Source organism: Enterobacter chuandaensis, assembly GCF_039718975.1.
Classification (GTDB): domain Bacteria; phylum Pseudomonadota; class Gammaproteobacteria; order Enterobacterales; family Enterobacteriaceae; genus Enterobacter; species Enterobacter chuandaensis.
The window spans coordinates 1,439,021-1,465,427 of the sequence record NZ_CP097173.1; the positions used below are offsets into that span (position 1 = coordinate 1,439,021).

The window sequence follows — 26,407 nt, forward strand, 5'->3', positions numbered from 1 at the left end:
ATATTTATATAACGCTACTCACAGGAGCAACAAATGGCACGTTCATGGGTACGCCTTTTCGCAGGGGCAACGCTGACGCTTTCACTTACCGGACACGCGCTGGCGGACGAAGGGAAAATCACGGTCTTTGCTGCGGCGTCGTTGACCAACGCGCTGCAGGATATCGCGGCGGCGTATAAAAAAGAGAAAAACGTCGAGGTGGTCTCCTCTTTTGCGTCTTCCTCTACGCTGGCACGGCAGATAGAAGCGGGCGCACCGGCGGATCTGTTCATCTCTGCTGACCAGAAGTGGATGGATTACGCGGTGGAGAAGAAAGCCATCGACGCGGCAACCCGCGAAACGCTGCTCGGCAATAGCCTTGTTGTTGTTGCACCGAAGGCCAGTGCGCAGGGTGATATCACCATCAACAACGCGACAAACTGGACTCGCCTGCTGAACGGTGGGCGTCTGGCGGTGGGTGACCCGGAACACGTCCCGGCCGGGATTTACGCCAAAGAAGCGCTGCAAAAGCTGGGTGCATGGGAGACCCTGTCACCGAAACTGGCTCCGGCGGAAGATGTGCGCGGCGCGCTGGCGCTGGTGGAACGCAACGAAGCCCCGCTGGGGATTGTGTATGGCTCCGATGCCGTTGCCAGCAAGGGCGTGAAGGTGGTTGGCACCTTCCCGGAAGACACCCACAAGAAAGTGGAATATCCTGTTGCGATTGTTGATGGACATAAAAATGCGACCGTAACGGCCTTCAGTGATTATCTGAAAGGGCCCGAAGCGTCCGCAATCTTTAAACGTTATGGATTTACGACTCACTGATGATACTGACCGATCCTGAATGGCAGGCTGTTCTGCTGAGCCTTAAAGTCTCTTCCCTGGCGGTTGCGCTGAGTTTGCCCTTTGGGATCTTTTTTGCCTGGCTACTGGTTCGCTGTCAGTTTCCCGGCAAAGCGCTGCTCGACAGCGTACTTCATCTTCCTCTCGTTTTGCCGCCCGTAGTGGTCGGTTATCTGCTGCTGATTTCGATGGGGCGACGCGGTTTTATCGGCGAGAAGCTCTACGACTGGTTTGGGCTGACGTTTGCCTTTAGCTGGCGCGGTGCGGTGCTGGCAGCCGCGGTCATGTCATTCCCGCTGATGGTCAGAGCGATCCGCCTCGCGCTGGAAGGGGTGGATATGAAGCTCGAACAGGCGGCCCGCACGCTGGGTGCCGGGCGCTGGCGCGTCTTTTTCACCATCACGCTCCCGCTGACGCTGCCGGGCATTATTGTTGGTACGGTGCTGGCCTTCGCCCGATCGCTGGGCGAGTTTGGTGCGACCATCACGTTTGTGTCGAATATTCCAGGCGAGACGCGGACCATCCCGTCGGCCATGTATACCCTGATTCAGACGCCGGGGGGGGAAGGTGCCGCAGCGCGACTGTGCATCATCTCCATCGTGCTAGCCCTGGTTTCTCTGCTGGTCTCTGAATGGCTGGCACGGCTGAGTCGCGAGCGGATGGGGAAATAACGATGCTGGAACTGAATTTTACCCAGACGCTGGGCAATCACACCCTGACGCTTAACGAGACGCTGCCTGCTAGCGGCATCACCGCCATCTTTGGCGTATCGGGGGCGGGAAAAACGTCTCTGATTAATGCCATCAGCGGCCTGACGCGCCCGCAGTCAGGCCGGATTGTCCTCAATGGCCGCGTCCTGAATGACGTGGAGAATAAGATTTACCTCTCGCCGGATAAACGCCGCATCGGCTATGTTTTCCAGGACGCGCGCTTGTTCCCGCACTACAGCGTGCGCGGCAACCTGCGCTACGGCATGGCGAAAAGCATGGCCGGGCAGTTTGATAAGCTGGTGACGCTTTTAGGCATTGAACCTCTGCTCGACAGACTGCCGTCCTCGCTCTCCGGCGGTGAGAAACAGCGCGTGGCCATTGGCCGCGCGTTGCTGACCGCTCCCGAGCTGCTGCTGCTGGACGAACCGCTGGCCTCGCTGGATATCCCCCGCAAGCGCGAGCTTCTGCCTTACCTGCAGCGTCTCGCCCGCGAAATTAATATTCCCATGCTCTACGTCAGCCATTCACTGGATGAGATCCTCCATCTGGCCGATAAAGTGCTGGTGCTGGAAGAGGGCAGCGTGAAGGCCTTCGGCAACCTGGAAGAGGTGTGGGGCAGCAGCGTGATGCACCCGTGGCTGCCGAAAGAGCAGCAGAGCAGTATTCTGAAGGTCAGCGTGCTGGAGCACCATCCGCACTACGCAATGACCGCCCTGGCGCTGGGCGACCAACATCTGTGGGTCAATAAGATCGACAAACCGTTACAGTCCGCGCTGCGTATTCGCATTCAGGCGTCGGACGTTTCACTGGTGCTGCAGCCGCCGCTGCAAACCAGTATTCGAAATATTCTGCGCGCCAAAGTCGCGGAGTGTTTTGATGATAACGGGCAGGTGGAAGTGAAGCTTGAGGTCGGCAGCAGGACGCTCTGGGCGCGCATCAGCCCGTGGGCCAGGGATGAGTTAGGCATCAAGCCCGGCCTGTGGCTTTACGCGCAAATCAAGAGCGTCTCGATCACCGCCTGATTACAGCAGGTGGGTATAAATATACTGCGCGATGCTGTCGGTGGTGTTGTCGCCAATCACCACGTTGGCGCGCGCTTTCACCGCATCATCCGCATTGCCCATCGCCACGCCCGTGCCTGCTGCTTCCAGCATGCTGATGTCGTTGTAGTTATCGCCGAAGGCAATCACATCCTGCATCGATCCGCCCTGTGATTCGACAAACTGCGTCAGGCGCTTGCCTTTGCTGTTGCCCTTGCGGGCGATATCGACCTGATCGTGCCAGGACCATTCGCACTCCAGGCCCAGCGCCTCCTCGACGTGTTTCGCGAAGGTATTCAGTTTGGTGGTGTCTTCATCCGTCAGGGCAAACTTCCAGATAGCCTCAACGTCCTGGGCGGCCTGACGAAGGGAGGAAACCTGGGTAAAGACCGGACGCTGCGCTTCAGGCAGGGACAACGCCCAGTTGCTGGTGCGCACAACGTGGCCGGTTGGGCGCTCGTACACCATCGCGTTATCCACATACATCAGGCCGTGAACGTCATGCTCATCCAGCAGATCAATCAGTTGCAGCGCCTGGGGAACCGGCAGCGGGTCGGAGGCTAAAACCTTTTTTGCCTGATAATCATACAAATAAGTGCCATTACAACAAATTGCAGGTGTATCTAATGCCAGTGCCTGATAAAAAGGATGAATGGCAACGTGATGTCGACCCGTTACGATAAGGAGTTGATATCCCACTTCCTGCGCGCGTTTAAGCGCTTCAAGGGAGGAGGGGAGCAGGGTTTTTTGAGGGGTAAGTAATGTTCCGTCTAAATCCAGTGCAATCACACGCGAGGTCATTTGTTCTTCCGGGTTAATGTTGAATTTTAGGTCTCAGGGGATGGTACACCGAGAGTAAATGGCTGCAAAATTCCTGGCTAAAATTCAGCATTCACCGTTAAAAATAATCACTTTCACGTGCAGTGAGGAAAGGAGTATTCATGAAACAAACCGTTTATACCGCCAGTCCTGAAAGTCAGCAGATCCACGTCTGGCGTTTGAATGCAGAAGGTTCGCTCACGCTGGTTCAGGTTGTTGATGTTCCGGGGCAGGTACAGCCAATGGTCGTCAGCCCGGATAAACGTTTTCTCTATGTTGGCGTGCGCCCTGAGTTCCGGGTGCTGGCCTACCGCATCTCGCCGGACGATGGCGCACTGACCTACACCGCCGAAGCACCGCTGCCGGGCAGCCCGACTCACATTTCTACCGATCGTAAAGGACGCTTCATTTTTAGCGGCTCTTACAATGCTGGTTGCGTCAGCGTGACCCGTCTTGACGACGGTATTCCGGTAGAAACTGTCGACGTGGTGGAAGGGCTGGAAGGCTGCCATTCGGCGAATATCTCCCCGGACAACCGCACGCTGTGGGTGCCTGCGCTGAAGCAGGATCGCATCTGCCTGTTTACCCTGAGCGATGATGGTCACCTGGTGGCGCAGACGCCTGCCGAAGTGACTACCGTTGAAGGTGCCGGTCCGCGTCATATGGTTTTCCACCCGAACCAGCAATATGCCTATGTGGTAAATGAACTGAACAGCTCGGTTGACGTGTGGGAGCTAAAAGATCCAAACGGTCAGATTGAGTGCGTTCAGACGCTGGATATGATGCCGTCTGACTTCTCCGACACCCGCTGGGCGGCGGATATCCACATCACGCCGGATGGCCGTCATCTGTACGCCTGCGACCGTACCTCCAGCCTGATTACCGTCTTCAGCATCTCTGAAGATGGCAGCGTGCTGGCCATTGAAGGCTTCCAGCCAACGGAGACCCAGCCGCGCGGCTTTAATATCGATCACAGCGGTAAATACCTGATTGCGGCGGGGCAGAAGTCTCACCACATCGCGCTGTATGAAATCAAAGGCGAGCAGGGGCTGCTGGAAGAGAAAGGACGCTATGCGGTCGGCCAGGGGCCGATGTGGGTGGTCGTTAACGCTCACTAAGCGGCTTAAAACAAAAAACCTCGCAAATGCGAGGTTTTTTTATGCCCGGTGGTAGCCGGGTGAGCACATAGAAAAGAAACCAACACATTCATAATAATGGCGGGCCTCAGGTCTGTAAACCGGCTGAAAAGGAAGGTATCGACAATGGGCTCGCCCGTATGTAGTTATGTCTTTTTGATTTAATGAGTTAGGCAGTTTGTCTTTATATATTCCTAATTCCCCTACAACTGTTTTTATGTACAGCATTGAGTTGATATACTCCTTTTCGTTGGTTCGATGTGTTGCAGTTCCGCAAATCAGGATCCGTTTCAAGTCCTGGCTGTCGGGTGGTGCCGCCAGTGCCTTAACTGCGGAGCACATAGAAATGAAGCCAACACACCTCTGGTGACAGGCAGCGGAAAGGTAAATCAGAGGAGAAGTGCTCTATACCAAAGGAGTGGCGTATGAGCGGTGTGGAATGGGCAATTCTGTTCCTGCAACTCATGGTTGCGATTATGCAACTATTGGATGCGTATCTTAAGTTTGGTGCCTGACGTATCCAGTCGCAGTAAAAAGGGGGATTAACATCCCCCTTTTACTCTGATCTTACTGCTTAGGCTCAGCAACCACGTTGCTACCCAGACCGCGGTTGTTGTATTCCCACATGCGGTTGAAGTTAGCGTCGTTCAGGTTGCGCTGCACGTTCCCTTTATCGTCCACCGCACCGGTATTGCCGGAGAATGGACGTTTGGAGATTGCGGCATCAGCCCACGGCTTCGCCATGTTAAAGCCTTCGTTGATCACGCTGTCGCGGATAACGACCTGACCGTTGGTAGCAGAGTCCACGTCCAGCGAGCGGCCCAGCTGTGCCACACCGTCACCGGCGGCGTTGAAGCGGCTGTTGACGGCCAGGAAGCCGTAGAACAGGTTAGACTGGGTTGCCGGAGCAAATACGTAACCTTCCTGCTGAGTGCGTGAATTCACCACGCGGAATTCGGTGTTATCAAACACCACCGCGCCGCGACCGGATACCAGATCCACGTCACCTTCAACGTAGCTGTTGGTCACCAGCGTACGGGTCAGACGGTTGTTCTGCAGCGTGTTCTGTACGCCGCTGTTGGTCACGAAGAAGGTGTTCTGACGGCCCAGAATGTTGACGTTGTTAATCTGCACCTTATCGCCGTCGCTACGCAGCGCCACGGCCTGATGGTTACCCGCATCCACGCTGTCACCCAGGGTATTCTGAATGGTCAGGTTCTGTAGCTGCAGGCCATTATTCTGCGACCAGAATACCGCCGAGCACATCATGCCAACGGTGGCGGAACGCTTGCTCTGGCAGTTATCAAACATATACCACGCCGGTTTGCCCGGCATATATTTGCCGGCCGGGTTCACCAGATGACGCCAGGTATTGCTGTCGATTTCGGAATCAATCGCCAGGCCAATTTTTACGTCGATCGCTTTTTCGCCCAGACCGTAAAGCGTGATGCTGCCAGGTGCCGCCGGAACATACACGGTGCCTTCATATTCACCCGGCAGGATCGCGATGTACTGGCGAGACGCGCTGTGCTTAGTAATGGCCGCATCAACCGCTGCCTGGATAGAGGTATGCGTTACGCCCTGCGCACCCGCCGGGCCAACCACGAAGTCAGGCTGTTTAGGCAGGTTAATAGAAGACGGTGTCCACGGCGCAGCGTTAGGATCCATCGCCGAGAAGTAGTGTGCGCGGTCGAAATTCTTCGCTTCATCCGCGGACAAAATCGGGCGGGAGGCGGTACCGGGCGCAACCTGTTCAGAAGGACGCTGATCCGGTGGTGTTGAACTGCATGCGGATAAGGTCACGCCAAAGGCGAGCGCTAACGCCAGACGGGAAATCCTGGAAATGTTCAAGGTGAAGCTCCTGGGTATGCAAGTCTTTACGGGATAGACGAAATAGCCTGCTTTTTTATACTAAGTTGAGCGAAACGGGAAGATAAAAAGGGTAAAAGTTGCATTTTTAGCCCTGGAGCGGCGGGTAAGTGATCACAAATAAATAACATTTTCCCTGAATGCGGTTGACAGCAGACGATGGATGCAAATAAATGTCTATACAACCCATGACAAGTGGAATGCCCCATGCAGCTTCATCCTGACGATGTTATATGGCGAAATGCGCGCCTGGCAACAATGGCTCCCGATGCGTCCGCACCGTATGGCCTGAAAGAGCAGCACGCGCTGGTCGTGCGCGGCCAAACCCTTCTGGCCGTTGTTCCTGAATCTGACCTTCCTTCCGGACACCGTCACAGCGTCGATCTTCAGGGACGTCTGGTCACGCCAGGCCTGATTGACTGCCATACCCATCTGGTGTTCGGTGGCGACCGCGCGGCGGAATGGGAGCAGCGTCTGAACGGCGTCTCTTACCAGACCATCAGCGCGCAGGGGGGCGGAATTAATGCCACCGTGACGGCGACGCGCAGCAGCTCCCCCGAAACCCTGCTTAAGCTGGCGCAGCAGCGGCTCCAGCGTCTGATAAATGAAGGTGTGACGACAGTTGAAATCAAATCGGGATACGGGCTCAACCTTGATACCGAAGAGAAGATGCTGCAGGTTGCCCGCCAGCTGAGCCTCAATAACCCGATCGATATCAGCCCAACGCTGCTTGCCGCGCATGCGGTCCCGGCGGAATACCGACAGGATCCGGATGCGTACCTCACGCTGGTCTGCGAGCAAATCCTGCCCGCGCTGTGGCAGAAAGAGTTATATGAAGCGGTAGATGTGTTTTGTGAAAACGTCGGCTTTACCCCGTCGCAAACCGAGCGCCTCTTCCAGGCTGCCGCCGCGCTGGGTATCCCGGTGAAAGGGCATGTCGAGCAGCTGTCGAATCAGGGTGGCGCGGCACTGGTCAGCCGGTATAAAGGGCTCTCGGCCGATCATATTGAATATCTCGACGACGCAGGCGTTCAGGCGATGGCGCAAAGCGGTACGGTTGCGGTACTGCTCCCCGGCGCGTTCTATTTTCTGCAGGAGCGCCAGCGTCCGCCGGTTGAACAGCTCAGAAAACAAGGGGTGCCGATGGCCGTTGCCACCGACTATAACCCCGGCACCAGCCCGTTTGCCAGCCTGCACCTGGCGATGAACATGGCCTGCGTCCAGTTTGGCCTCACCCCTGAAGAGGCCTGGGCTGGCGTCACGCGCCATGCCGCGCAGGCGCTGGGCCGTGGCGTAACCCACGGGCAGCTGCGGGCAGGGTTTGTCGCTGATTTTATCGTCTGGGATGCTTACCATCCGGTTGAGATGGTCTACGAGCCGGGACGCAATCCGCTTTATCAACGTATTTTTCGTGGGGAGGCTGTATGAGGTTATGGCGGCCCGTAGCCGATACGGTCTGGCAGGGGCGCGACGACAGCGCCGAGGCCAGCAATGCAACGCGTATTTTCCAGACGATAAAGCAGCAGGGGCAGTTCACGCCGCTTTCATCCGGCATCGCGCTGATAGGATTCGAGTGCGATGCCGGGGTTAAACGCAATCATGGCAGGCCCGGCGCCGCGCTCTCTCCTGATGTTTTGCGCAAAGCGCTGGCAAATATGGCAAGCCATGAGGGACACGAGCGGCTGTCGGACATGGGCTCGGTGTACGTTGAAGGCGATGAGCTGGAAGCCGCACAACGGGCGTTAAGCGATGCCGTCACGGCCTGCCAGCAGTCCGGAATGCGCACGCTGGTCTTTGGCGGCGGGCACGAAACCGCCTGGGCGCACGGCCGGGGGGTTCTGGATGCGTTCCCTGGCGAGCGCGTGGCGGTGATAAACCTTGACGCGCATCTTGACCTGCGCAAGGCAGAACGGGCGACGTCCGGTACCCCGTTTCGTCAGCTGGCGCACTACTGCGATGAGCGCGGGCGTGAATTTCAGTACGCCTGCTTTGGGGTGAGTCGGGCGGCGAACACGCAGGCACTGTGGGATGAGGCCCATCGTCTGAACGTCATGCTGGTGGAAGATCTTCATTTCAGGCGCGAGGCACTCTCGGTGCTGGAAAAGGTGCTGGCACAGGCCGATCGTGTCTACCTGACAATCGACCTTGACGTCCTGCCCGCCAGCGAGATGCCTGCTGTTTCCGCTCCGGCCGCGTTAGGGGTTCCGGCGCTGGATCTGCTACCGGTTATTGAACAAATCTGTCGCAGCGGTAAGCTACAGGCCGCCGATCTGGTAGAGTTTAACCCGCAGTACGATCGGGACGGACAGGGCGCTAAGCTCGCCGCCCGTCTGGCCTGGCAAATTGCTCACTGGTGGGCATAACAACATTCAAGGAGTCATGATGTTTTCACGCTCGCCCCTGCCGCAGTCGAGCCCTCCTGCGCCTTTTTACGAAAAGGTGAAGCAGGCGATCAGCGAAAAAATCGCCGCCGGCGTCTGGCGACCACACGACCGTATTCCGTCTGAGGCGGAGCTGGTGGCGCAGTTTGGCTTTAGCCGAATGACCATCAACCGCGCACTGCGTGAACTGACCGATGAAGGGCTGCTGGTGCGTTTGCAGGGCGTCGGAACCTTTGTCGCCGAGCCAAAAGGACAGTCGGCGCTGTTTGAAATCCGCAGCATCGCGGACGAAATTGCTGCACGAAATCATCAGCACCGCTGCGAAGTGCTGGTGCTGGAAGAGACACAGGCCAGCCCCGAGCAGGCCGTAGAATTGAACGTCAAAGAAGGCAGCCGTATCTTCCACTCCGTGATGGTGCATTTCGAAAATGACATCCCGGTGCAGATTGAAGATCGCTGCGTGAACGCTGAACGGATCCCGGACTATCTGAACCAGGATTACACCCACACCACGCCGCACGCGTATCTCTCGCTCGTCGCCCCGCTCACGGAAGGGGAGCACATTGTGGAAGCGGTGCGCGCCGCGCCGCAGGAGTGCGAGCTGTTGCGCATCAAAGAGCACGATCCGTGCCTGCTGATACGCCGCCGGACCTGGTCATCGTCGCACATTGTGTCGCATGCCCGACTGCTATTCCCGGGGAACCGTTACCGGCTGCAGGGCCACTTTATGTCATAAGTTTTATAAGCGTGATCGCTAACGCAATATAACAAAATTGTATCTTTTTTGTTAAATACGACCTTGTGTGTGCTTGTCTATACAAGTATATCTAAATGCATCATCTGTCCCTTATGAGGAGCACACAATGTCGTCAGGTAAATACCGCCAGCAGGATATCCGCGCCGCGCGCGGCACCACGCTTACCGCTAAATGCTGGCTCACCGAAGCCCCGCTGCGCATGTTGATGAACAACCTTGATCCTGAGGTGGCGGAAAACCCCCACGAGCTGGTGGTCTACGGCGGCATAGGCCGCGCCGCGCGCAACTGGGAATGCTATGACGCAATTGTAAAATCCCTGACCGAACTCGAAAACGACGAAACCCTGCTGGTGCAGTCCGGCAAGCCGGTTGGCGTATTTAAAACCCACAAGAACGCGCCGCGCGTGCTGATCGCCAACTCTAACCTCGTGCCGCACTGGGCCACCTGGGAGCACTTCAACGAACTCGATGCGAAAGGGCTGGCGATGTACGGCCAGATGACCGCCGGGAGCTGGATCTACATCGGCAGCCAGGGGATTGTGCAGGGCACCTACGAAACCTTCGTGGAAGCCGGTCGCCAGCACTACAACGGCTCGCTGAAAGGCCGCTGGGTACTCACCGCCGGTCTGGGCGGGATGGGCGGCGCGCAACCGCTGGCCGCCACGCTGGCCGGTGCCTGCTCGCTGAACATTGAGTGTCAGCAGAGCCGTATTGATTTCCGTCTGCGTACCCGTTACGTCGACGAACAGGCTGATAACCTTGATGACGCGCTGGCGCGCATCAAAAAATACACCGCTGAAGGTAAAGCGGTGTCGATTGCCCTGTGCGGCAACGCGGCCAATATCGTTCCTGAACTTGTTGCCCGCGGTGTGCGTCCGGATCTGGTCACCGACCAGACCAGCGCCCACGATCCGCTGCACGGTTACCTGCCAAAAGGCTGGACATGGGAAGAGTATCAGCAAAAAGCGGAGACCGACCCGGAAGGAACGGTACTCGCCGCGAAACGCGCTATGGCCGAGCACGTCTCCGCAATGCTGGCCTTCAGCAAGATGGGCATTCCGACCTTTGACTACGGCAACAACATCCGCCAGATGGCGAAAGAGATGGGCGTAAATAATGCGTTCGACTTCCCGGGATTTGTTCCTGCTTATATTCGCCCGCTGTTCTGCCGCGGCATCGGCCCGTTCCGCTGGGTGGCCCTGTCCGGCGATCCTGAAGATATCTACAAAACCGACGCCAAAGTGAAGGAGATCGTCGCAGACGACGAACACCTGCACCACTGGCTGGACATGGCCCGCGAGCGCATCAGCTTCCAGGGCCTGCCGGCGCGTATCTGCTGGGTGGGACTGGAGTGGCGGCAAAAGCTCGGCCTGGCCTTCAACGAAATGGTGCGCAGCGGTGAAGTCACCGCGCCGATCGTCATTGGCCGTGACCACCTGGACTCCGGCTCCGTCGCCAGCCCGAACCGTGAAACCGAAGCCATGCGCGACGGCTCGGATGCGGTCTCCGACTGGCCGTTGCTGAACGCCCTGCTGAATACCGCCAGCGGCGCGACCTGGGTATCACTGCATCACGGCGGCGGCGTCGGGATGGGCTTCTCCCAGCACTCCGGGATGGTCATCGTCTGCGACGGAACCGATGAAGCCGCCGCGCGTATCGCCCGCGTGCTGCACAACGACCCGGCCACCGGCGTGATGCGTCACGCGGATGCGGGTTACGAGATTGCCATTGATTGTGCCAAAGAGCAGGGGCTGAACCTGCCGATGATCCCTGCCACACAAGGAAAGCATAAATGAACGCCTTAACTCTCACTCCGGGCTCGCTGACGCTCAAACAGCTGCGTAACGTCTGGCGTAAACCGATCACCCTTTCACTTGATGAAAGCGCCCACGCCGCGATAAACGACAGCGTCGCCTGCGTGGAAGCCATCGTTGCCGAAGGGCGTACCGCCTACGGGATCAACACCGGTTTTGGCCTGCTGGCGCAGACCCGCATCGCCACGCACGATCTGGAAAACTTACAGCGTTCGCTGGTGCTGTCACATGCGGCGGGCATGGGTCAGCCGCTGGACGATGAGATTGTCCGTCTGATGATGGTCCTCAAAATCAACAGCCTGGCGCGCGGTTTCTCGGGCATCCGCCTGAGCGTCATCCAGGCGCTGATGGCGCTGGTGAACGCGGAAGTCTATCCGTGGATCCCGGCAAAAGGTTCCGTCGGCGCCTCCGGTGACCTCGCGCCGCTGGCGCACATGTCGCTGCTGCTGCTCGGCGAAGGCACAGCGCGCTGGCAGGGCGAGTGGCTTCCTGCGAAAGAGGCGCTGAAAAAAGCCGGGTTAAATCCGATCACGCTGGCGGCGAAAGAGGGGCTGGCGCTGCTGAACGGCACGCAGGCATCGACTGCTTTCGCGCTGCGCGGCCTGTTTGAAGCGGAAGATCTGTTTGCCTCGGCGGTGGTGTGCGGTGCGCTGACCACCGAAGCCGTGCTGGGCTCGCGTCGCCCGTTCGATGCCCGCATCCACGAGGTGCGCGGTCAGCGCGGGCAGATTGATGCTGCCGCGATGTACCGTCACGTGCTTACCGACACCAGCGAAATTGCCGATTCACACCATAACTGTGAGAAGGTGCAGGATCCGTATTCCCTGCGCTGCCAGCCGCAGGTGATGGGCGCATGCCTGACGCAGCTGCGCCAGGCGGCAGAGGTGCTGCTGGTGGAGGCCAACGCGGTCTCCGACAACCCGCTGGTATTTGCCCAGGAAAACGAGGTGGTATCCGGAGGCAACTTCCACGCCGAGCCGGTGGCGATGGCGGCGGATAATATCGCCCTGGCGATTGCCGAAATCGGCGCGTTATCCGAGCGCCGCATTGCGCTGATGATGGATAAACATATGTCCCAGCTGCCGCCGTTCCTGGTGCGTAACGGCGGGGTGAACTCGGGCTTTATGATTGCCCAGGTGACCGCGGCGGCGCTGGCAAGCGAGAACAAAGCCCTGTCGCACCCGCATAGCGTGGACAGCCTGCCAACCTCGGCGAACCAGGAAGATCACGTCTCGATGGCACCGGCTGCCGGGCGTCGTCTGTGGGAGATGGCTTCAAACACCCGCGGCGTGCTGGCGGTGGAGTGGCTGGCGGCAAGTCAGGGTATCGATCTGCGCGAAGGGCTAAAATCCAGCCCGCTGCTGGAGCAGGCGCGCCATGAGCTGCGCGAGCACGTTACGCACTACGATGACGACCGCTTCTTTGCGCCGGATATTGATAAGGCGATGCAGCTTCTGGAGGAAGGACGGCTGGTGGGGCTGTTACCTTCGGTGCTGTGATTTTATGCCCGGTGGCGCTGCGCTTACCGGGCCTACGAGTACGAAATGTAGGCCGGGTAAGGCGTAGCCGCCACCCGGCTTTTTTTACGAATACATCGCCGTAATCGACGCGCTACCCAGCGAATGGAAATGCACGTTAAACCCTACCATCGCGCCACTCGCCCCTTCGTCGACCTCAATCTTGTCCACATCCAGCGCGTGCACGGTGAAGATATAGCGGTGCGTTTCCCCTTTTGGCGGCGCCGCGCCGCCGTAGCCCGCTTTGCCAAAGTCAGTGCGCGTCTGAATCGCACCGTCAGGCAGAGCAACCAGATCGGAACCGGAGCCCTGCGGCAGCACGCGCGTGTCGGCGGGCAGGTTTGCCACGATCCAGTGCCACCAGCCCGACCCGGTTGGCGCATCCGGATCGTAGCAGGTCACGACAAAACTTTTGGTTCCCGCTGGCACATCGTCCCACGCCAGATGGGGAGAGATATTATCCCCCTGATAACCCATCCCGTTAAACACGTGACGTTCCGGCAGCTTTTCGCCGTCGCGCAAATCTTTACTGATGATTTTCATCCGATTTCCCTCGTTACTCACTCATTCAAAAAGTGTAACGCATGGGGTTAAATCGTGAAATGCGCGGGAATGTTAACGGCTGTAACGACCGCGTAGGTTAATTTACGCAGTTGCTCGGGCGTGATGCAGTACGGCGGCATCAGGTAGATAAGCTTGCCAAAAGGCCGCACCCAGACGCCCTGCTCAACGAAGAAGCGCTGCAGCGCCGCCATGTTCACCGGGTGGGTGGTTTCAATCACCCCGATGGCCCCCAGCACGCGCACGTCGGCCACGAAATTCGCACCCGATGCGGCGCTCAGCGCGTCTTTCAACTGCGCCTCAATCGCTGCGACCTGCGTCTGCCACTCGCCGCTCTCCAGAATGGCGAGGCTTTCGCTAGCGACGGCGCAGGCCAGCGGGTTGCCCATAAACGTCGGGCCGTGCATAAAGCAGCCCGCCTCGCCGTCGCTGATGGTGTCGGCAACCTGGCGGGTGGTGAGAGTGGCGGAAAGCGTCATGGTACCGCCGGTCAGCGCTTTGCCCAGACACAGAATATCCGGCGCAATGCCCGCATGTTCGCAGGCAAACAGCTTGCCGGTGCGGCCAAAGCCGGTAGCAATTTCATCGGCAATCAGCAGAATGCCCTCGCGGTCGCACATCCTGCGAATGCGCTTCAGCCATTCCGGATGGTACATCCGCATTCCACCTGCGCCCTGCACAATCGGCTCCAGGATCACGGCGGCAATCTCATGACGATGCGCCGCCATCAGCCGCGCGAAACCGACCATGTCCATCTCGTTCCACTCGCCGTCGAAGCGGCTCTGGGGGGCCGGGGCAAACAGGTTTTCCGGCAGATAGCCCTTCCACAGGCTGTGCATGGAGTTGTCCGGATCGCACACCGACATCGCCCCGAAGGTATCCCCGTGATAGCCGTTGCGGAAGGTGAGGAACCGCTGTCGCGTTTCGCCCTTCGCGTGCCAGTACTGCAGCGCCATTTTCATCGCCACTTCCACCGCCACCGAGCCGGAATCCGCCAGGAAGACACATTCCAGCGATTCAGGCGTCATCGCCACCAGGCGACGGCATAAATCCACCGCGGGCTGATGGGTGATGCCGCCGAACATCACGTGCGACATCTGGTCAATCTGCGCCTTCATCGCCGCGTTCAGGCGAGGATGGTTGTACCCGTGAATGGCCGCCCACCAGGAGGACATCCCGTCAACCAGCCGCTCGCCGCTGGCGAGGTGCAGCTCGCAGCCGTGGGCCGAGGCCACCGGATAGACGGGAAGGGGGCGGGTGGTGGAGGTGTAAGGGTGCCAGATATGCTGCTTGTCGAAGGCGAGATCGTCCTGGGTCATAATCGACTTGTAAACCATTTTGAAAAGTTTTAGGTTTACAAGTATAAACCGAACCGACAATTAACAAAACCCTTTGGAGAAGCCCGATGGCTCACCACGCACGCTGGACGATGTCGCAAGTCACTGAATTATTCAACAAACCTTTCCTGGAGCTGATGTTTGAAGCGCAGCAGGTGCATCGTCAGCACTTCGATCCCCGCCATGTTCAGGTCAGCACGCTGCTGTCGATCAAGACCGGTGCCTGTCCTGAAGACTGCAAATATTGCCCGCAGAGCGCGCGCTATAAAACCGGTCTTGAATCCGAACGCCTGATGGAGGTTGAGCAGGTGCTCGATTCCGCGCGCAAGGCGAAAAACGCCGGCTCAACCCGCTTCTGCATGGGCGCAGCGTGGAAGAACCCGCACGATCGCGACATGCCGTATCTGGAGCAGATGGTGAAGGGCGTGAAGGAGATGGGCCTCGAAGCCTGTATGACGCTCGGCACGCTGAACGAGGAGCAGGCGCAGCGCCTCTCGGCGGCGGGGCTGGACTACTACAACCACAACCTTGACACCTCGCCGGAGTTTTACGGCAACATCATCACCACGCGCACCTATCAGGAGCGCCTGGACACGCTGGACAAAGTGCGTGACGCGGGGATCAAGGTCTGCTCCGGCGGTATCGTGGGCTTAGGTGAAACGGTGAAAGACCGCGCGGGCCTGCTGCTGCAGCTGGCGAACCTGCCGACTCCGCCGGAGAGCGTGCCGATCAACATGCTGGTGAAGGTCAAAGGTACGCCGCTGGCGGATAACGACGACGTGGACGCGTTTGACTTTATCCGCACCATCGCGGTGGCGCGTATCATGATGCCGACCTCTTTCGTACGCCTCTCCGCCGGTCGCGAGCAGATGAACGAGCAGACCCAGGCGATGTGCTTTATGGCCGGGGCCAACTCCATCTTCTACGGCTGCAAGCTGCTGACCACGCCGAACCCGGAAGAGGACAAAGACGTTCAGCTGTTCCGCAAGCTGGGGCTGAACCCGCACCAGACCGAGGTGCTGACGGGCGATAACGAGCAACAGCAGCAGCTGGAGCAGCAGATTTTCAACGCCGACACCGACCAGTTCTATAACGCGGCAGCCGTATGACCTGGCAGGCACGGATTAATGCCGCGCTGGAAGAACGCCGGGCGGCAGAGGCGTTTCGCGTACGCAGGGTGGTGGAAAACGGCGCAGGCCGTTTTCTGACCCGCGAGGGGCGGCAGTTTTGTAATTTCTCCAGCAACGATTATCTCGGCCTGAGCCAGCATCCGGCCATCGTCCGCGCCTGGCAACAGGGCGCGGAGCGGTTTGGCGTGGGCAGCGGCGGCTCGGGGCACGTCAGCGGCTACACCACGGCGCATCATACGCTGGAGGAAGCGCTGGCCGACTGGCTGGGCTACCCGCGTGCGCTGCTGTTTATCTCCGGCTTTGCCGCCAACCAGGCGGTTATCGCGGCCCTGATGGGAAAAGAGGACCGCATTGTCGCTGACCGCTTAAGCCACGCCTCGCTGCTGGAGGCGGCAAACTTAAGTCCGGCGCAGCTGCGCCGCTTTGCCCATAACGATGCGGAGCAGCTCGCTACGCTGCTGGGCAAACCCTGCGAGGGGCAGCAGCTGGCGGTCACCGAAGGCGTGTTCAGCATGGACGGCGACAGCGCGCCGCTTGCCGCGCTGCACGAGGCCGCAAAGCGGCAAAACGCCTGGCTGCTGGTGGACGATGCCCACGGCACTGGCGTAATGGGCGACGAAGGTCGCGGCAGCGCGCATCAGCAAAACGTGAAGCCGGAGCTGCTGATTGTCACCTTCGGCAAAGGGTTTGGCGTCAGCGGCGCCGCCGTGCTGTGCAGCGAGTCCGTCGCCGACTATCTGCTGCAGTTTGCCCGACACTTGATCTACAGCACCAGCATGCCCCCGGCGCAGGCCGTGGCGCTGTCTGCGTCGCTGGCGGTGATCCGCAGCGCAGAAGGGGATGAACGTCGCCAGCGGCTGGCAGAGCACATCTCCCGCTTCCGCCAGGGGTTAGCGGCGCTGCCCTTCCACAGTCCCGATTCGCAGAGCGCCATCCAGCCGGTGATTGTCGGCGAAAACGGCCGCGCGCTGGCGCTGGCACAGGCGCTGCGCGAGCGCGGCATGTGGGTGACGGCCATTCGCCCGCCAACCGTCCCGCCGGGCACCGCGCGGCTGCGCTTAACCCTGACGGCGGCGCATGAGGCGCAGGATATCCAGACGCTGCTGGAGGTGCTTCATGATGCCGGTGAATAAGCAGGCCGTTGCGGCGGCGTTTGGCCGGGCCGCGCGGAGCTATTCGCAGCACGATGAACTGCAGCGCCAGAGCGCGCAGGGGCTTCTGGCCGCGCTTGGCGAGAACCGCTTCCCGCGGGTGCTGGACGCCGGATGCGGCCCCGGCAGCAACAGCCGCTACTGGCGTGATGCGTGGAGCGAGGTGACGGCCATCGACCTGTCGCCTGCCATGCTGAACGAAGCGCGCCAGCAGCAGGTAGCGCATCACTACCTGGTGGCGGATATCGAGGCGATCCCGCTGGCGGACGCGCAGTTCGATCTGGTCTGGAGCCATCTGGCGGTGCAGTGGTGCAGCAGCCTGCCGCAGGCGTTACGCGAGCTTTATCGCGTCGCACGACCGGGCGGAAAGGTGGCCTTTACCACCTTGCTGGAAAGTTCGCTGCCAGAGCTGAATCAGGCGTGGAAAGCGGTGGATGAGCAGCCGCACGCTAACCGTTTCTTATCGCATGAGCAGGTGACGCAGGCGCTGGCAGGCTGGCGCTGTCGCAGCACGGTGCAGACCATCACCCTCAACTTCGACGATGCGTTCAGCGCCATGCGCTCGCTGAAGGGCATCGGCGCCACGCACCTGCACGCCGGGCGGGAGAAAAAACCGCTGACCCGGGGGCAACTGCAACGCCTGGATCTGGCGTGGCCGCAGGTGCGGGGCAGCTTCCCGCTCACTTATCAACTTTTTCATGGGATTATCGAACGTGACTGAACGTTATTTTGTTACCGGCACGGATACGGAAGTGGGCAAAACGGTTGCCAGCGCTGCGCTGTTGCAGGCGGCACGACTGCTCGGAAAAAATACCGCCGGATATAAGCCTGTCGCCTCCGGCAGCGAGATGACGGCGGAAGGGTTACGCAACACCGACGCGCTGGCGCTCCAGCGTAACAGCACGCGTGAACTCGCCTATTCAGCGGTGAATCCATACACCTTTGCCGAGCCGACCTCGCCGCACATTATCAGCGCTGACGAAGGCCGTCCGATTGATTTCGCCGTGCTTTCTGCCGGGTTACGGACGCTGGAAAGCCAGGCCGACTGGGTGCTGGTGGAAGGTGCGGGCGGCTGGTTTACGCCGCTTTCGGATGCGCAGACGTTTGCTGACTGGGTGCAGGCCGAGCAGCTTCCGGTGATTCTGGTCGTCGGCGTGAAGCTGGGCTGCATCAATCACGCCATGCTGACGGCGCAGGCCGTTCAGCAGGCAGGGCTGACGCTGGCAGGCTGGATAGCCAACGACGTGGTTGCGCCGGGCAAGCGGCATCAGGAGTATCTGGCGACCCTGAAGCGCGTGCTACCGGCACCGTTCCTCGGGGAAATCCCCTGGATTGCCGGTGATGCTGAGCAGGCTGAAACCGGGCGCTATCTCAACCTCAGCGCCTTGCTTCCCGTGACATCCAGTGGGCAATAAGCTCATCGTTCAGCTCGCTAACGTGGCCCTGCGCCACGTTACGACCGCGATAAAGCATGCAGAAACGGTCCGCGACCCGGCGGATAAACGACAGCTGCTGCTCCGCTAACAGCACCGTCATGCCTAATTCCCGGCTTAAGCGCACCAGCAGCTGCGCCAGCTTCTGGGCAAAGCTGTGTCCCGCGCCGTGCATGGGCTCATCCAGAATCAGCATCCTCGGGCGGTTGACCAGTGCATTCGCCAGCGCCAGCTGATACTGGTCGTCTGGCGAAAGGGCGTTTCCTCGCGTCTGACGTCGCGCGTACAGTTCCGGGAACAGATCGTACACGTCGCTTTTCGCTGCCGGGTCGGGTTTCCCTACCGCCCGCATGGCAATATGCAGATTCTCCTCAATCGTCAGCTGAGAAAAAATACGCCTGTCCTGCGGGACATACCCAATCCCTGGCCCTGAGCGCTGCTCTGGCATCTGGCTGAGCAAATCGCGCGGCGGTGCGCCCGCTTCATGCCAGATAATCGTGCCGCTTTCGACGGGGACGTTTCCGGTAATGCAGTTCATCAGGGTGGTCTTGCCCATCCCCGGCAGGCCAACGACGCCTGTACACATGCCCTGCGGAAAATCCAAATCCACGTTCCATAGCGTATGTTGGCTTCCGTAAAACTGATTCACTGCACGCAGACTCAACATCTTTTTCTCCTTAAAAATGCGTAGGGGTAAGACCTGTTTCGATACTGCAAAACGCCTGCCAGAAACCGTAAGTTGATTAAAAAAACGACTTTTTTAGGAATAAACCGCAGGAGAGCAGGGTAAAAACGCGTGGGCTGCACATCGGCGGTGCCGGGAATGTTGAGTCGTGGTGCAGGCCGAAAAATGGCGGAAATGTGAGCAGGATCGCATCGGTTGGTTATGAATGACGCAACTGTTTATCGTCAAAAAATAGCTATAAAAATTTTTTGTTGCCGCTTCGTGGGAAAATCCGGGAATTTGCTGAGCGGCAGTCCATACGGGCTGGAAGCAGTTATCCACTATTCCTGTGGATAACCATGTGCATGAGAGTTAGAAAACACGCGATAAGCGAGAGAAGACGGGGCTTTCGCCCAAATTGGCGCGAAACGCGGCTTTAGAAAATATCTTTTATAATTTAATTGCTTAGATAAAAGCAATTACCGTCATGAAAGTGTCACTCGTTGCCACAAAACTACCATTACCTGGCTTGACAAATGTTAAAAAAGAAAAAGTTCTGGGGATAACCCAACCTGGCTGGTTTTTTATCTCGTCAGAGCCCAAATTTTGTACGCTAACGCGCTAATCACACCGCCGCTATGCTAAATATCCTGACACGCTACTGGTTTTTCATCCAGTGTTTTTTACTGGCATTCCTGGCAACAAGGAGTAAAATTACTCACCTGCCGCTTAATAACGTCATCAGGTCGTCGCCCATGAGTAAACCGTTCAAACTGAATTCTGCTTTCCGTCCATCTGGCGATCAGCCTGAGGCGATCCGTCGCCTTAAAGAGGGGCTGGAAGACGGGCTGGCGCACCAGACGCTGCTGGGGGTAACCGGCTCGGGTAAAACGTTCACCATCGCTAACGTGATTGCGGACCTTCAGCGCCCCACAATGGTGCTTGCGCCCAATAAAACGCTCGCAGCCCAGCTTTACGGTGAGATGAAAGAGTTCTTCCCGGAAAACGCCGTAGAGTATTTCGTCTCCTACTACGATTACTACCAGCCGGAAGCCTATGTGCCGAGCTCTGACACCTTCATTGAGAAAGATGCCTCGGTGAACGAACACATCGAACAGATGCGACTATCTGCGACCAAGGCGCTGCTTGAGCGTCGCGATGTGGTTGTGGTTGCGTCTGTTTCCGCGATTTACGGTCTGGGTGACCCGGATCTCTACCTGAAGATGATGCTGCACCTGACGCAGGGGATGATCATCGACCAGCGCGCCATTTTGCGCCGTCTGGCCGAGCTGCAGTACACCCGTAACGACCAGGCGTTCCAGCGCGGTACCTTCCGCGTACGCGGTGAGGTGATCGACATCTTCCCGGCGGAATCGGACGATATGGCGCTGCGCGTCGAGCTGTTTGACGAAGAGGTTGAACGCCTGTCGCTCTTCGACCCGCTGACCGGACACGTTGAGTCGGTGATCCAGCGTTTTACCATCTACCCGAAAACGCACTACGTGACGCCACGCGAGCGTATCGTACAGGCGATGGAAGAGATTAAAGAGGAGCTTGCAGAGCGCCGTAAGGTGCTTCTGGCCAACAATAAGCTGCTGGAAGAGCAGCGCCTGAGCCAGCGCACCCAGTTCGATCTGGAGATGATGAACGAGCTGGGCTACTGCTCGGGTATCGAAAACTACTCGCGATTCCTCTCCGGGCGCGGGCCGGGCGAGCCGCCGCCGACGCTGTTTGATTACCTTCCGGCAGACGGTTTGCTGGTGATCGACGAATCCCACGTTACGATCCCGCAGATCGGTGGGATGTACCGCGGTGACCGGGCACGTAAAGAGACGCTGGTGGAGTATGGCTTCCGCCTGCCGTCAGCGCTGGATAACCGTCCGATGAAGTTTGAAGAGTTTGAGGCGCTGGCACCGCAAACTATCTACGTCTCGGCCACGCCGGGCAACTACGAGCTGGAGAAATCTGGCGATGAGGTCGTTGACCAGGTGGTTCGTCCGACCGGGCTGCTGGACCCGATTATTGAGGTGCGCCCGGTGGCGACCCAGGTAGACGATCTGCTCTCGGAAATTCGCGCCCGTTCCGCCATCAACGAGCGCGTGCTGGTGACGACGCTCACCAAGCGCATGGCGGAAGACCTGACTGAGTATCTGGAAGAACACGGTGAGAAGGTGCGCTATCTGCACTCGGATATCGACACCGTGGAGCGCATGGAGATTATCCGCGATCTGCGTCTGGGCGAATTTGACGTGCTGGTGGGGATTAACCTGCTGCGAGAAGGTCTGGATATGCCGGAAGTCTCGCTGGTGGCGATTCTGGACGCCGATAAAGAGGGCTTCCTGCGTTCTGAACGTTCGCTAATCCAGACCATTGGTCGCGCCGCGCGTAACGTCAACGGTAAAGCGATTCTGTACGGTGATAAAATCACCCCGTCGATGGCGAAAGCGATTGGCGAAACGGAGCGCCGCCGCGAGAAACAGCAGCGCTACAACGAAGAGCACGGCATTACGCCGCAGGGGCTGAACAAGAAGGTGGTGGATATCCTGGCGCTGGGTCAGAACATTGCGAAGACCAAAGCGAAAGGTCGCGGCAAGGCGCGTTCAGTGGTGGAAGAAGATACTGTCGTACTCACGCCGAAAGCGCTGCAGCAGAAAATCCACGAGCTGGAAGGACAGATGATGCAGCACGCCCAGAACCTGGAGTTCGAAGAGGCGGCGCAGATCCGCGACCAGCTGCATCAGCTGCGGGATCTGTTTATTGCGGCATCGTGAATAAGCGTTGTTTTCTCCCTCTCCCCGTGGGCTGAGGAATCCCCAGTAATTTTTAGACAGAAGCAATAAGGTTGTTTCAGAACGAGTTAAGGCTTTCAGCGATGCCCAGGTCCGGCTGTAAATCGCCGAAGCGTTTCCGTAAGGCCGGGGCGAGGCGCAGGGATGCGCCGAGAGGGCGTGGCCTGCAGGGATGCAGGCTCATGCCCGACCCGATAGCCTGAAGGAATAAGCTGAGGGTACCGCGAAGCGGCGATTTACCGCCGGGAGCCCGGGTCGCCAGGGCGGTGGCGATTGAGCCGCCCTGGCACGTTCACCGGTCATGTCCTCACAGAGTAGCAAGGAACGTGAAGTGAACGGAATGACCACCAGAGCCGTATGTTCCCCCTCACCCCGCCCTCTCCCTCAAGCGAGAGGGGGTCGTCCGTGCTGGCATTATTTTGTGGGGAACCCTCAGCCCAGTGGGTGAGGGCATCAGGCCGCACCAAACGAACCTAACCCAGTGCCTGAATCGCCTTCTCCAGCGCTTCACGCAGCAGGTGGCGGTCGTGGCGATACTTGATGTCTGAAGCCTCCAGTGGCTCCTGCACCACCAGACGATCGCCAATCCCGGACACATCCACTTTTGGCCCCACCACCACGCCGTCGATGATTTTCTTGCCGACGTAATGCTCCATCAAACTGAGTTTGTCCGCCAGCGACAGGCTCGCCGCCGCCGGGCTCAGCTCACGGCCCAGGTTACCGATGTAAACCATTGGGGCAGGGGTGCGACGCAGCGCCTGCGCCAGCTCTTTCACCAGCAGGATTGGTATCAGGCTGGTGTAAAAACTGCCTGGACCGATCAGGATAAGATCCGCTTCCCCGATGGCTTCCACCGCTTCTCGCGTGGCCGGCACGCTCGGGTAGGTCATCAGCTCTTTTGGTGGCAGCAGAAGCTGGTCGATGTTCACTTCGCCGTATACTTCGTGATCGTCGGCATCAATCGCCATCAAATCCACCGGCTGTTCAGACATCGGGATCAGAAACGCATCCACTTTCAGCAGGTTTCGAATTAAATTGATGGCTTCAAGCGGCCGCACGCTAAGGTGATCCAGCGCTTTAAGCATTAAATTTCCCAGGTTATGCCCGGAAAGCTCGCCATTGCCGCCAAAACGGTACTCAAACATCGCTGACGCGACGCTCGGCTCTGTAATAAGCTGGTTCAGACAGTTGCGCATATCACCCCAGGCTATCCCGCCTTCGGCGCGTCGGATCCTCCCGGTTGAGCCACCGTTATCGGTGGTGGTCACTATCCCTGTCAGCCGTGAGCCGAGTGACGACAAAGAGGACATAACACGGCCCAGACCGTGGCCTCCGCCAAGAGCGACCACTCGGTCAAGATCCGCAAAAGTGCGACTGCGCATACGTATTCCTTATCACCATCAATCGCATAACAGTAACCTAACTACCCCTAAAAGACGATGCCCCACCCAATGCAAAATGACGTATATCAATGCGAAAGTGCGGTTTTTAGGTATTCTGTAGCGAAAATGCAGGACTGAGTCGCTATATACATAATTATATAGCGAAAGGCGATGATGGCGAAGTGAGAATTTCCGCGCTACTATCGCCATAACCACGTTTTCGAAATTGAAAACATACACTCTAGCCCTGGCGCCTGTGTCGAACGATATGGCGCCCTGGCCGTGGCGAATAGGCCACCAGGGTACAGAAAGAAATGACTGTGCCTCCCGATCTGGAAAGGTGTACATGGCTTCACAACTTACTGATGCTTTCGCGCGTAAGTTTTTTTACTTACGTCTGTCGATTACCGATGTGTGCAACTTCCGTTGCACCTACTGCCTGCCCGACGGCTACAAACCGGGCAGCGTTACCAATAACGGCTTTCTCTCCGTGGATGAAGTGCGTCGCGTCACGCGTGCGTTCTCTGAGCTCGGTACGGAAAAAGTTCGTTTGACCGGGGGCGAACCCTCCCTGCGCCGCGATTTCCCCGACATCATTGCCGCCGTGCGTGAAAACGAACGTATCCGCCAGATCGCGGTGACCACCAACGGTTACCGCATGGCACGTGACGTGGCGAACTGGCGCGACGCTGGCTTAACCGCTATCAACGTCAGCGTAGACAGCCTTGATGCCCGGCAGTTTCACGCCATTACCGGGCAGGACAAATTCCGCCAGGTCATGGACGGCATCGACGCGGCCTTTACCGCCGGGTTCGACAAGGTCAAAGTCAACACGGTGCTGATGCGCGACGTTAACCATCATCAGCTGGACACCTTTCTGGCGTGGATCAAGCCGCGCCCCATTCAACTGCGTTTTATCGAGCTGATGGAAACGGGCGAGGGCAGCGAGCTGTTTCGCCGTCATCACATCTCCGGCATGGTGCTGCGCGACGAGCTGCTGAAACGTGGCTGGATCCACCAGATTCGCCAGCGCAGCGACGGCCCGGCACAGGTCTTCTGTCACCCGGATTACGAAGGCGAGATTGGGCTTATCATGCCCTATGAGAAAGACTTCTGCGCCAGCTGTAATCGTCTTCGCGTCTCCTCCGTTGGCAAGCTTCATCTCTGCCTGTTCGGCGACGGCGGCGTCGATCTTCGCGATCTGCTGGCAGACGATGCCCAGCAGGACGCGCTTGAAGCGCGCATTTCTGAAGCGCTGACGCACAAAAAACAGACCCACTTCCTGCATCAGGGCAACACCGGCATTACTCAGAACCTGTCTTACATCGGCGGGTAATCAGGCTTAAGAAGGAATCAGAAGATGAGTCAGGTAAGCGCAGAATTTATCCCGACACGCATTGCTATCCTTACCGTTTCCGACCGTCGTGGCGAGGAAGATGATACTTCCGGCCACTGGCTGCGCGACGCGGCCCATGACGCGGGGCATAACATCGTCGATAAAGCGATCGTGAAGGAGAACCGCTACGCCATTCGCGCGCAGGTGTCGCAGTGGATTGCGAGTGATGAGGTGCAGGTGGTGCTGATCACCGGCGGCACCGGCTTTACCGCAGGCGATCAGGCCCCCGAAGCGCTTATCCCGCTGTTTGACCGCGAGGTGGAAGGCTTCGGCGAAGTGTTCCGCATGCTCTCGTTTGAAGAGATTGGTACCTCCACGCTCCAGTCGCGCGCCGTTGCCGGGGTAGCTAACAAAACCCTGATTTTCGCCATGCCGGGCTCGACCAAAGCCTGCCGCACCGCGTGGGAAAACATCATCGCCCCGCAGCTGGATGCCCGTACCCGTCCGTGTAATTTCCATCCCCATTTAAAGAAATAAGCTATGTCACAACTGACCCACATTAACGCCGCTGGCGAAGCGCATATGGTGGACGTCTCCGCCAAAGCCGAAACGGTGCGCGAGGCGCGCGCGGAAGCGTTCGTCACCATGCTTCCTGAAACGCTGGCGATGATTATCGACGGCAGCCACCACAAGGGCGACGTCTTTGCCACCGCGCGTATCGCCGGTATTCAGGCTGCAAAACGGACCTGGGATCTCATTCCGCTCTGCCACCCGCTGATGCTGAGCAAGGTGGAAGTGAACCTGCAGGCGCAGCCGGAGCATAACCGCGTACGCATTGAGTCCCTGTGCCGCTTAACCGGCAAAACCGGCGTGGAGATGGAAGCCCTGACGGCGGCCTCCGTCGCCGCGCTGACCATCTACGACATGTGCAAAGCGGTGCAGAAAGATATGGTGATTGGCCCGGTTCGCCTGCTGGCAAAAAGCGGCGGCAAATCCGGTGATTTTAAGGTGGACAGCCATGATTAAAGTGCTCTTTTTCGCCCAGGTGCGCGAGCTGGTCAATACCGACAGCCTGACGCTGGACGCCTCTTTTGAAAATGTCGCCGCCCTGCGCGCGCATCTGGCGGCACAAAGCGACCGCTGGGCGCTGGCGCTGGATGAAGGCAAGCTGCTGGCCGCCGTTAACCAGACGCTGGTGGAATTCACCCACCCGCTGGCTGAAGGGGATGAAGTGGCCTTCTTCCCGCCGGTCACAGGGGGTTAAGATGGCAGAAACCCGAATTCTGGTCGGTCCTGAGCGCTTTAACGTCGGTACAGAATATGACTGGCTGGCGGAACGCGATGAAGACGGTGCGGTCGTTACCTTTACCGGCAAAGTGCGCAACCACAACCTCGGTGACAGCGTGAAGGCGCTGACGCTGGAGCACTATCCGGGGATGACCGAGAAATCGCTGGCGGCGATTGTCGACGAGGCGCGGGGCCGCTGGCCGCTTGGTCGCGTCACGGTGATTCACCGCATCGGTGAGATGTGGCCTGGCGAAGAGATCGTTTTTGTTGGCGTCACCAGCGCGCACCGTGGCAGCGCGTTTGCGGCAGGTGAGTTCATTATGGATTACCTCAAGACCAAAGCGCCGTTCTGGAAACGCGAAGCCACGCCGGAAGGCGAGCGCTGGGTGGAATCACGCGACAGCGATAAACAGGCCGCCAGCCGTTGGTAGTCGGTTTACGTGGATGTGTTACTCTTAACGTGTGTGTTT

General features: G+C 58.6%; 26 protein-coding genes and 1 riboswitch. Of the genes, 20 read left to right on the forward strand and 6 right to left on the reverse strand.

Features of this window, described 5'->3' with window-relative positions; translation table 11 throughout:
• The first annotated feature begins 33 nt into the window (after window positions 1-33).
• The 3 genes from modA to modC are packed head-to-tail and all read left to right on the forward strand — an operon-like array spanning window position 34 to window position 2,557.
• Window positions 34-807, forward strand: coding sequence for a molybdate ABC transporter substrate-binding protein (gene modA / locus MX657_RS06950; protein ID WP_346807804.1), 774 nt, complete (start codon window positions 34-36; stop codon window positions 805-807).
• Window positions 807-1,496 (forward strand): molybdate ABC transporter permease subunit, encoded by a 690-nt coding sequence (gene modB, locus MX657_RS06955; RefSeq protein WP_069719589.1) that lies wholly within the window; start codon window positions 807-809, stop codon window positions 1,494-1,496. The genes modA and modB overlap by 1 nt, the downstream gene beginning before the upstream one ends.
• Window positions 1,497-1,498: 2 nt before the next feature.
• Window positions 1,499-2,557 carry a molybdenum ABC transporter ATP-binding protein ModC gene (modC, locus tag MX657_RS06960; protein ID WP_346807806.1) on the forward strand — a complete coding sequence of 353 codons (1,059 nt, stop codon included), beginning with the start codon at window positions 1,499-1,501 and terminating at the stop codon, window positions 2,555-2,557.
• Here the strand turns inward: modC and MX657_RS06965 are convergent, their stop codons facing one another.
• Window positions 2,558-3,376, reverse strand: coding sequence for a pyridoxal phosphatase (locus MX657_RS06965; RefSeq protein ID WP_119915061.1), 819 nt, complete (start codon window positions 3,374-3,376; stop codon window positions 2,558-2,560).
• A 140-nt stretch (window positions 3,377-3,516) separates the two neighbouring features.
• Between MX657_RS06965 and pgl the strand changes: the two genes are divergently transcribed.
• Both pgl and tisB read left to right on the forward strand, forming a co-directional pair.
• Entirely contained in the window at window positions 3,517-4,512 is a 996-nt protein-coding gene (gene pgl, locus MX657_RS06970; RefSeq protein ID WP_080327851.1) for a 6-phosphogluconolactonase, read from the forward strand.
• Between the two features lie 443 nt (window positions 4,513-4,955).
• Window positions 4,956-5,045, forward strand: a complete 90-nt coding sequence (gene tisB, locus MX657_RS06975; protein WP_023332440.1) for a type I toxin-antitoxin system toxin TisB — start codon at window positions 4,956-4,958, stop codon at window positions 5,043-5,045.
• A 52-nt stretch (window positions 5,046-5,097) separates the two neighbouring features.
• On the opposite strand, the gene MX657_RS06980 is transcribed toward tisB, so the two are convergent.
• Window positions 5,098-6,381 (reverse strand): putative acyl-CoA thioester hydrolase, encoded by a 1,284-nt coding sequence (locus tag MX657_RS06980; protein WP_346807809.1) that lies wholly within the window; start codon window positions 6,379-6,381, stop codon window positions 5,098-5,100.
• Between the two features lie 225 nt (window positions 6,382-6,606).
• Here MX657_RS06980 and hutI point away from each other — a divergent pair, with 225 nt between their 5' ends.
• The 5 genes from hutI (at window position 6,607) to hutH (ending at window position 12,849) form a co-directional block, all read left to right on the forward strand.
• Entirely contained in the window at window positions 6,607-7,827 is a 1,221-nt protein-coding gene (gene hutI / locus MX657_RS06985; protein WP_346807811.1) for an imidazolonepropionase, read from the forward strand.
• Entirely contained in the window at window positions 7,824-8,762 is a 939-nt protein-coding gene (gene hutG, locus MX657_RS06990; protein ID WP_346807812.1) for a formimidoylglutamase, read from the forward strand. The genes hutI and hutG overlap by 4 nt, the downstream gene beginning before the upstream one ends.
• 19 nt (window positions 8,763-8,781) lie before the next feature.
• The gene (locus MX657_RS06995) at window positions 8,782-9,516 is read left to right on the forward strand and encodes a histidine utilization repressor (RefSeq protein ID WP_080327847.1); all 735 of its coding nucleotides are present in this window, start codon (window positions 8,782-8,784) and stop codon (window positions 9,514-9,516) included.
• A gap of 127 nt (window positions 9,517-9,643) precedes the next feature.
• Window positions 9,644-11,332 (forward strand): urocanate hydratase, encoded by a 1,689-nt coding sequence (gene hutU, locus MX657_RS07000; RefSeq protein WP_346807814.1) that lies wholly within the window; start codon window positions 9,644-9,646, stop codon window positions 11,330-11,332.
• Complete coding sequence (gene hutH, locus MX657_RS07005; protein ID WP_346807815.1) at window positions 11,329-12,849, forward strand: histidine ammonia-lyase; 1,521 nt, start codon at window positions 11,329-11,331, stop codon at window positions 12,847-12,849. The genes hutU and hutH overlap by 4 nt, the downstream gene beginning before the upstream one ends.
• Before the next feature lie 84 nt (window positions 12,850-12,933).
• On the opposite strand, the gene MX657_RS07010 is transcribed toward hutH, so the two are convergent.
• Both MX657_RS07010 and bioA read right to left on the reverse strand, forming a co-directional pair.
• Complete coding sequence (locus tag MX657_RS07010; RefSeq protein ID WP_003858531.1) at window positions 12,934-13,410, reverse strand: kinase inhibitor; 477 nt, start codon at window positions 13,408-13,410, stop codon at window positions 12,934-12,936.
• A gap of 47 nt (window positions 13,411-13,457) precedes the next feature.
• On the reverse strand, window positions 13,458-14,747 hold the full coding sequence (bioA, locus tag MX657_RS07015; RefSeq protein ID WP_429844681.1) for an adenosylmethionine--8-amino-7-oxononanoate transaminase: 1,290 nt from the start codon (window positions 14,745-14,747) through the stop codon (window positions 13,458-13,460).
• Between the two features lie 86 nt (window positions 14,748-14,833).
• Between bioA and bioB the strand changes: the two genes are divergently transcribed.
• The 4 genes from bioB to bioD are packed head-to-tail and all read left to right on the forward strand — an operon-like array spanning window position 14,834 to window position 18,461.
• Window positions 14,834-15,874 carry a biotin synthase BioB gene (gene bioB / locus MX657_RS07020; RefSeq protein WP_033144975.1) on the forward strand — a complete coding sequence of 347 codons (1,041 nt, stop codon included), beginning with the start codon at window positions 14,834-14,836 and terminating at the stop codon, window positions 15,872-15,874.
• A complete protein-coding gene (gene bioF, locus MX657_RS07025; protein ID WP_217480035.1) occupies window positions 15,871-17,028 on the forward strand; it encodes an 8-amino-7-oxononanoate synthase in 1,158 nt (385 codons plus the stop codon). Before bioB ends, bioF begins: the two co-directional genes overlap by 4 nt.
• On the forward strand, window positions 17,012-17,767 hold the full coding sequence (bioC, locus tag MX657_RS07030; RefSeq protein ID WP_346807820.1) for a malonyl-ACP O-methyltransferase BioC: 756 nt from the start codon (window positions 17,012-17,014) through the stop codon (window positions 17,765-17,767). The genes bioF and bioC overlap by 17 nt, the downstream gene beginning before the upstream one ends.
• A complete protein-coding gene (gene bioD / locus MX657_RS07035; protein WP_346807821.1) occupies window positions 17,760-18,461 on the forward strand; it encodes a dethiobiotin synthase in 702 nt (233 codons plus the stop codon). Before bioC ends, bioD begins: the two co-directional genes overlap by 8 nt.
• Here the strand turns inward: bioD and MX657_RS07040 are convergent.
• On the reverse strand, window positions 18,424-19,146 hold the full coding sequence (locus MX657_RS07040; protein WP_119915051.1) for an ABC transporter ATP-binding protein: 723 nt from the start codon (window positions 19,144-19,146) through the stop codon (window positions 18,424-18,426). The two genes, bioD and MX657_RS07040, sit on opposite strands and share 38 nt — an antisense overlap.
• A 752-nt stretch (window positions 19,147-19,898) precedes the next feature.
• On the opposite strand from MX657_RS07040, the gene uvrB reads away from it, so the two are divergent.
• Window positions 19,899-21,914 carry an excinuclease ABC subunit UvrB gene (uvrB, locus tag MX657_RS07045; RefSeq protein ID WP_346807823.1) on the forward strand — a complete coding sequence of 672 codons (2,016 nt, stop codon included), beginning with the start codon at window positions 19,899-19,901 and terminating at the stop codon, window positions 21,912-21,914.
• A gap of 491 nt (window positions 21,915-22,405) precedes the next feature.
• On the opposite strand, the gene yvcK is transcribed toward uvrB, so the two are convergent.
• Window positions 22,406-23,314: a uridine diphosphate-N-acetylglucosamine-binding protein YvcK gene (yvcK, locus tag MX657_RS07050; protein WP_346807824.1), complete on the reverse strand. Its 909-nt coding sequence runs from the start codon at window positions 23,312-23,314 to the stop codon at window positions 22,406-22,408.
• 225 nt (window positions 23,315-23,539) lie between these two features.
• Window positions 23,540-23,673, forward strand: a riboswitch (molybdenum cofactor riboswitch).
• On the opposite strand from yvcK, the gene moaA reads away from it, so the two are divergent.
• The 5 genes from moaA to moaE all read left to right on the forward strand — a co-directional run bounded on the left by moaA (window position 23,661) and on the right by moaE (window position 26,368).
• Window positions 23,661-24,650, forward strand: coding sequence for a GTP 3',8-cyclase MoaA (gene moaA / locus MX657_RS07055; RefSeq protein ID WP_119915049.1), 990 nt, complete (start codon window positions 23,661-23,663; stop codon window positions 24,648-24,650). It overlaps the preceding riboswitch by 13 nt.
• Window positions 24,651-24,674: 24 nt before the next feature.
• Window positions 24,675-25,187 (forward strand): molybdenum cofactor biosynthesis protein B, encoded by a 513-nt coding sequence (gene moaB / locus MX657_RS07060; RefSeq protein WP_115874539.1) that lies wholly within the window; start codon window positions 24,675-24,677, stop codon window positions 25,185-25,187.
• Between the two features lie 3 nt (window positions 25,188-25,190).
• A complete protein-coding gene (gene moaC / locus MX657_RS07065; RefSeq protein WP_008501142.1) occupies window positions 25,191-25,676 on the forward strand; it encodes a cyclic pyranopterin monophosphate synthase MoaC in 486 nt (161 codons plus the stop codon).
• Window positions 25,669-25,914 (forward strand): molybdopterin synthase sulfur carrier subunit, encoded by a 246-nt coding sequence (gene moaD, locus MX657_RS07070; protein ID WP_032649449.1) that lies wholly within the window; start codon window positions 25,669-25,671, stop codon window positions 25,912-25,914. The genes moaC and moaD overlap by 8 nt, the downstream gene beginning before the upstream one ends.
• A 1-nt stretch (window position 25,915) precedes the next feature.
• Window positions 25,916-26,368, forward strand: coding sequence for a molybdopterin synthase catalytic subunit MoaE (gene moaE / locus MX657_RS07075; protein ID WP_041910729.1), 453 nt, complete (start codon window positions 25,916-25,918; stop codon window positions 26,366-26,368).
• Window positions 26,369-26,407 lie beyond the last annotated feature (39 nt).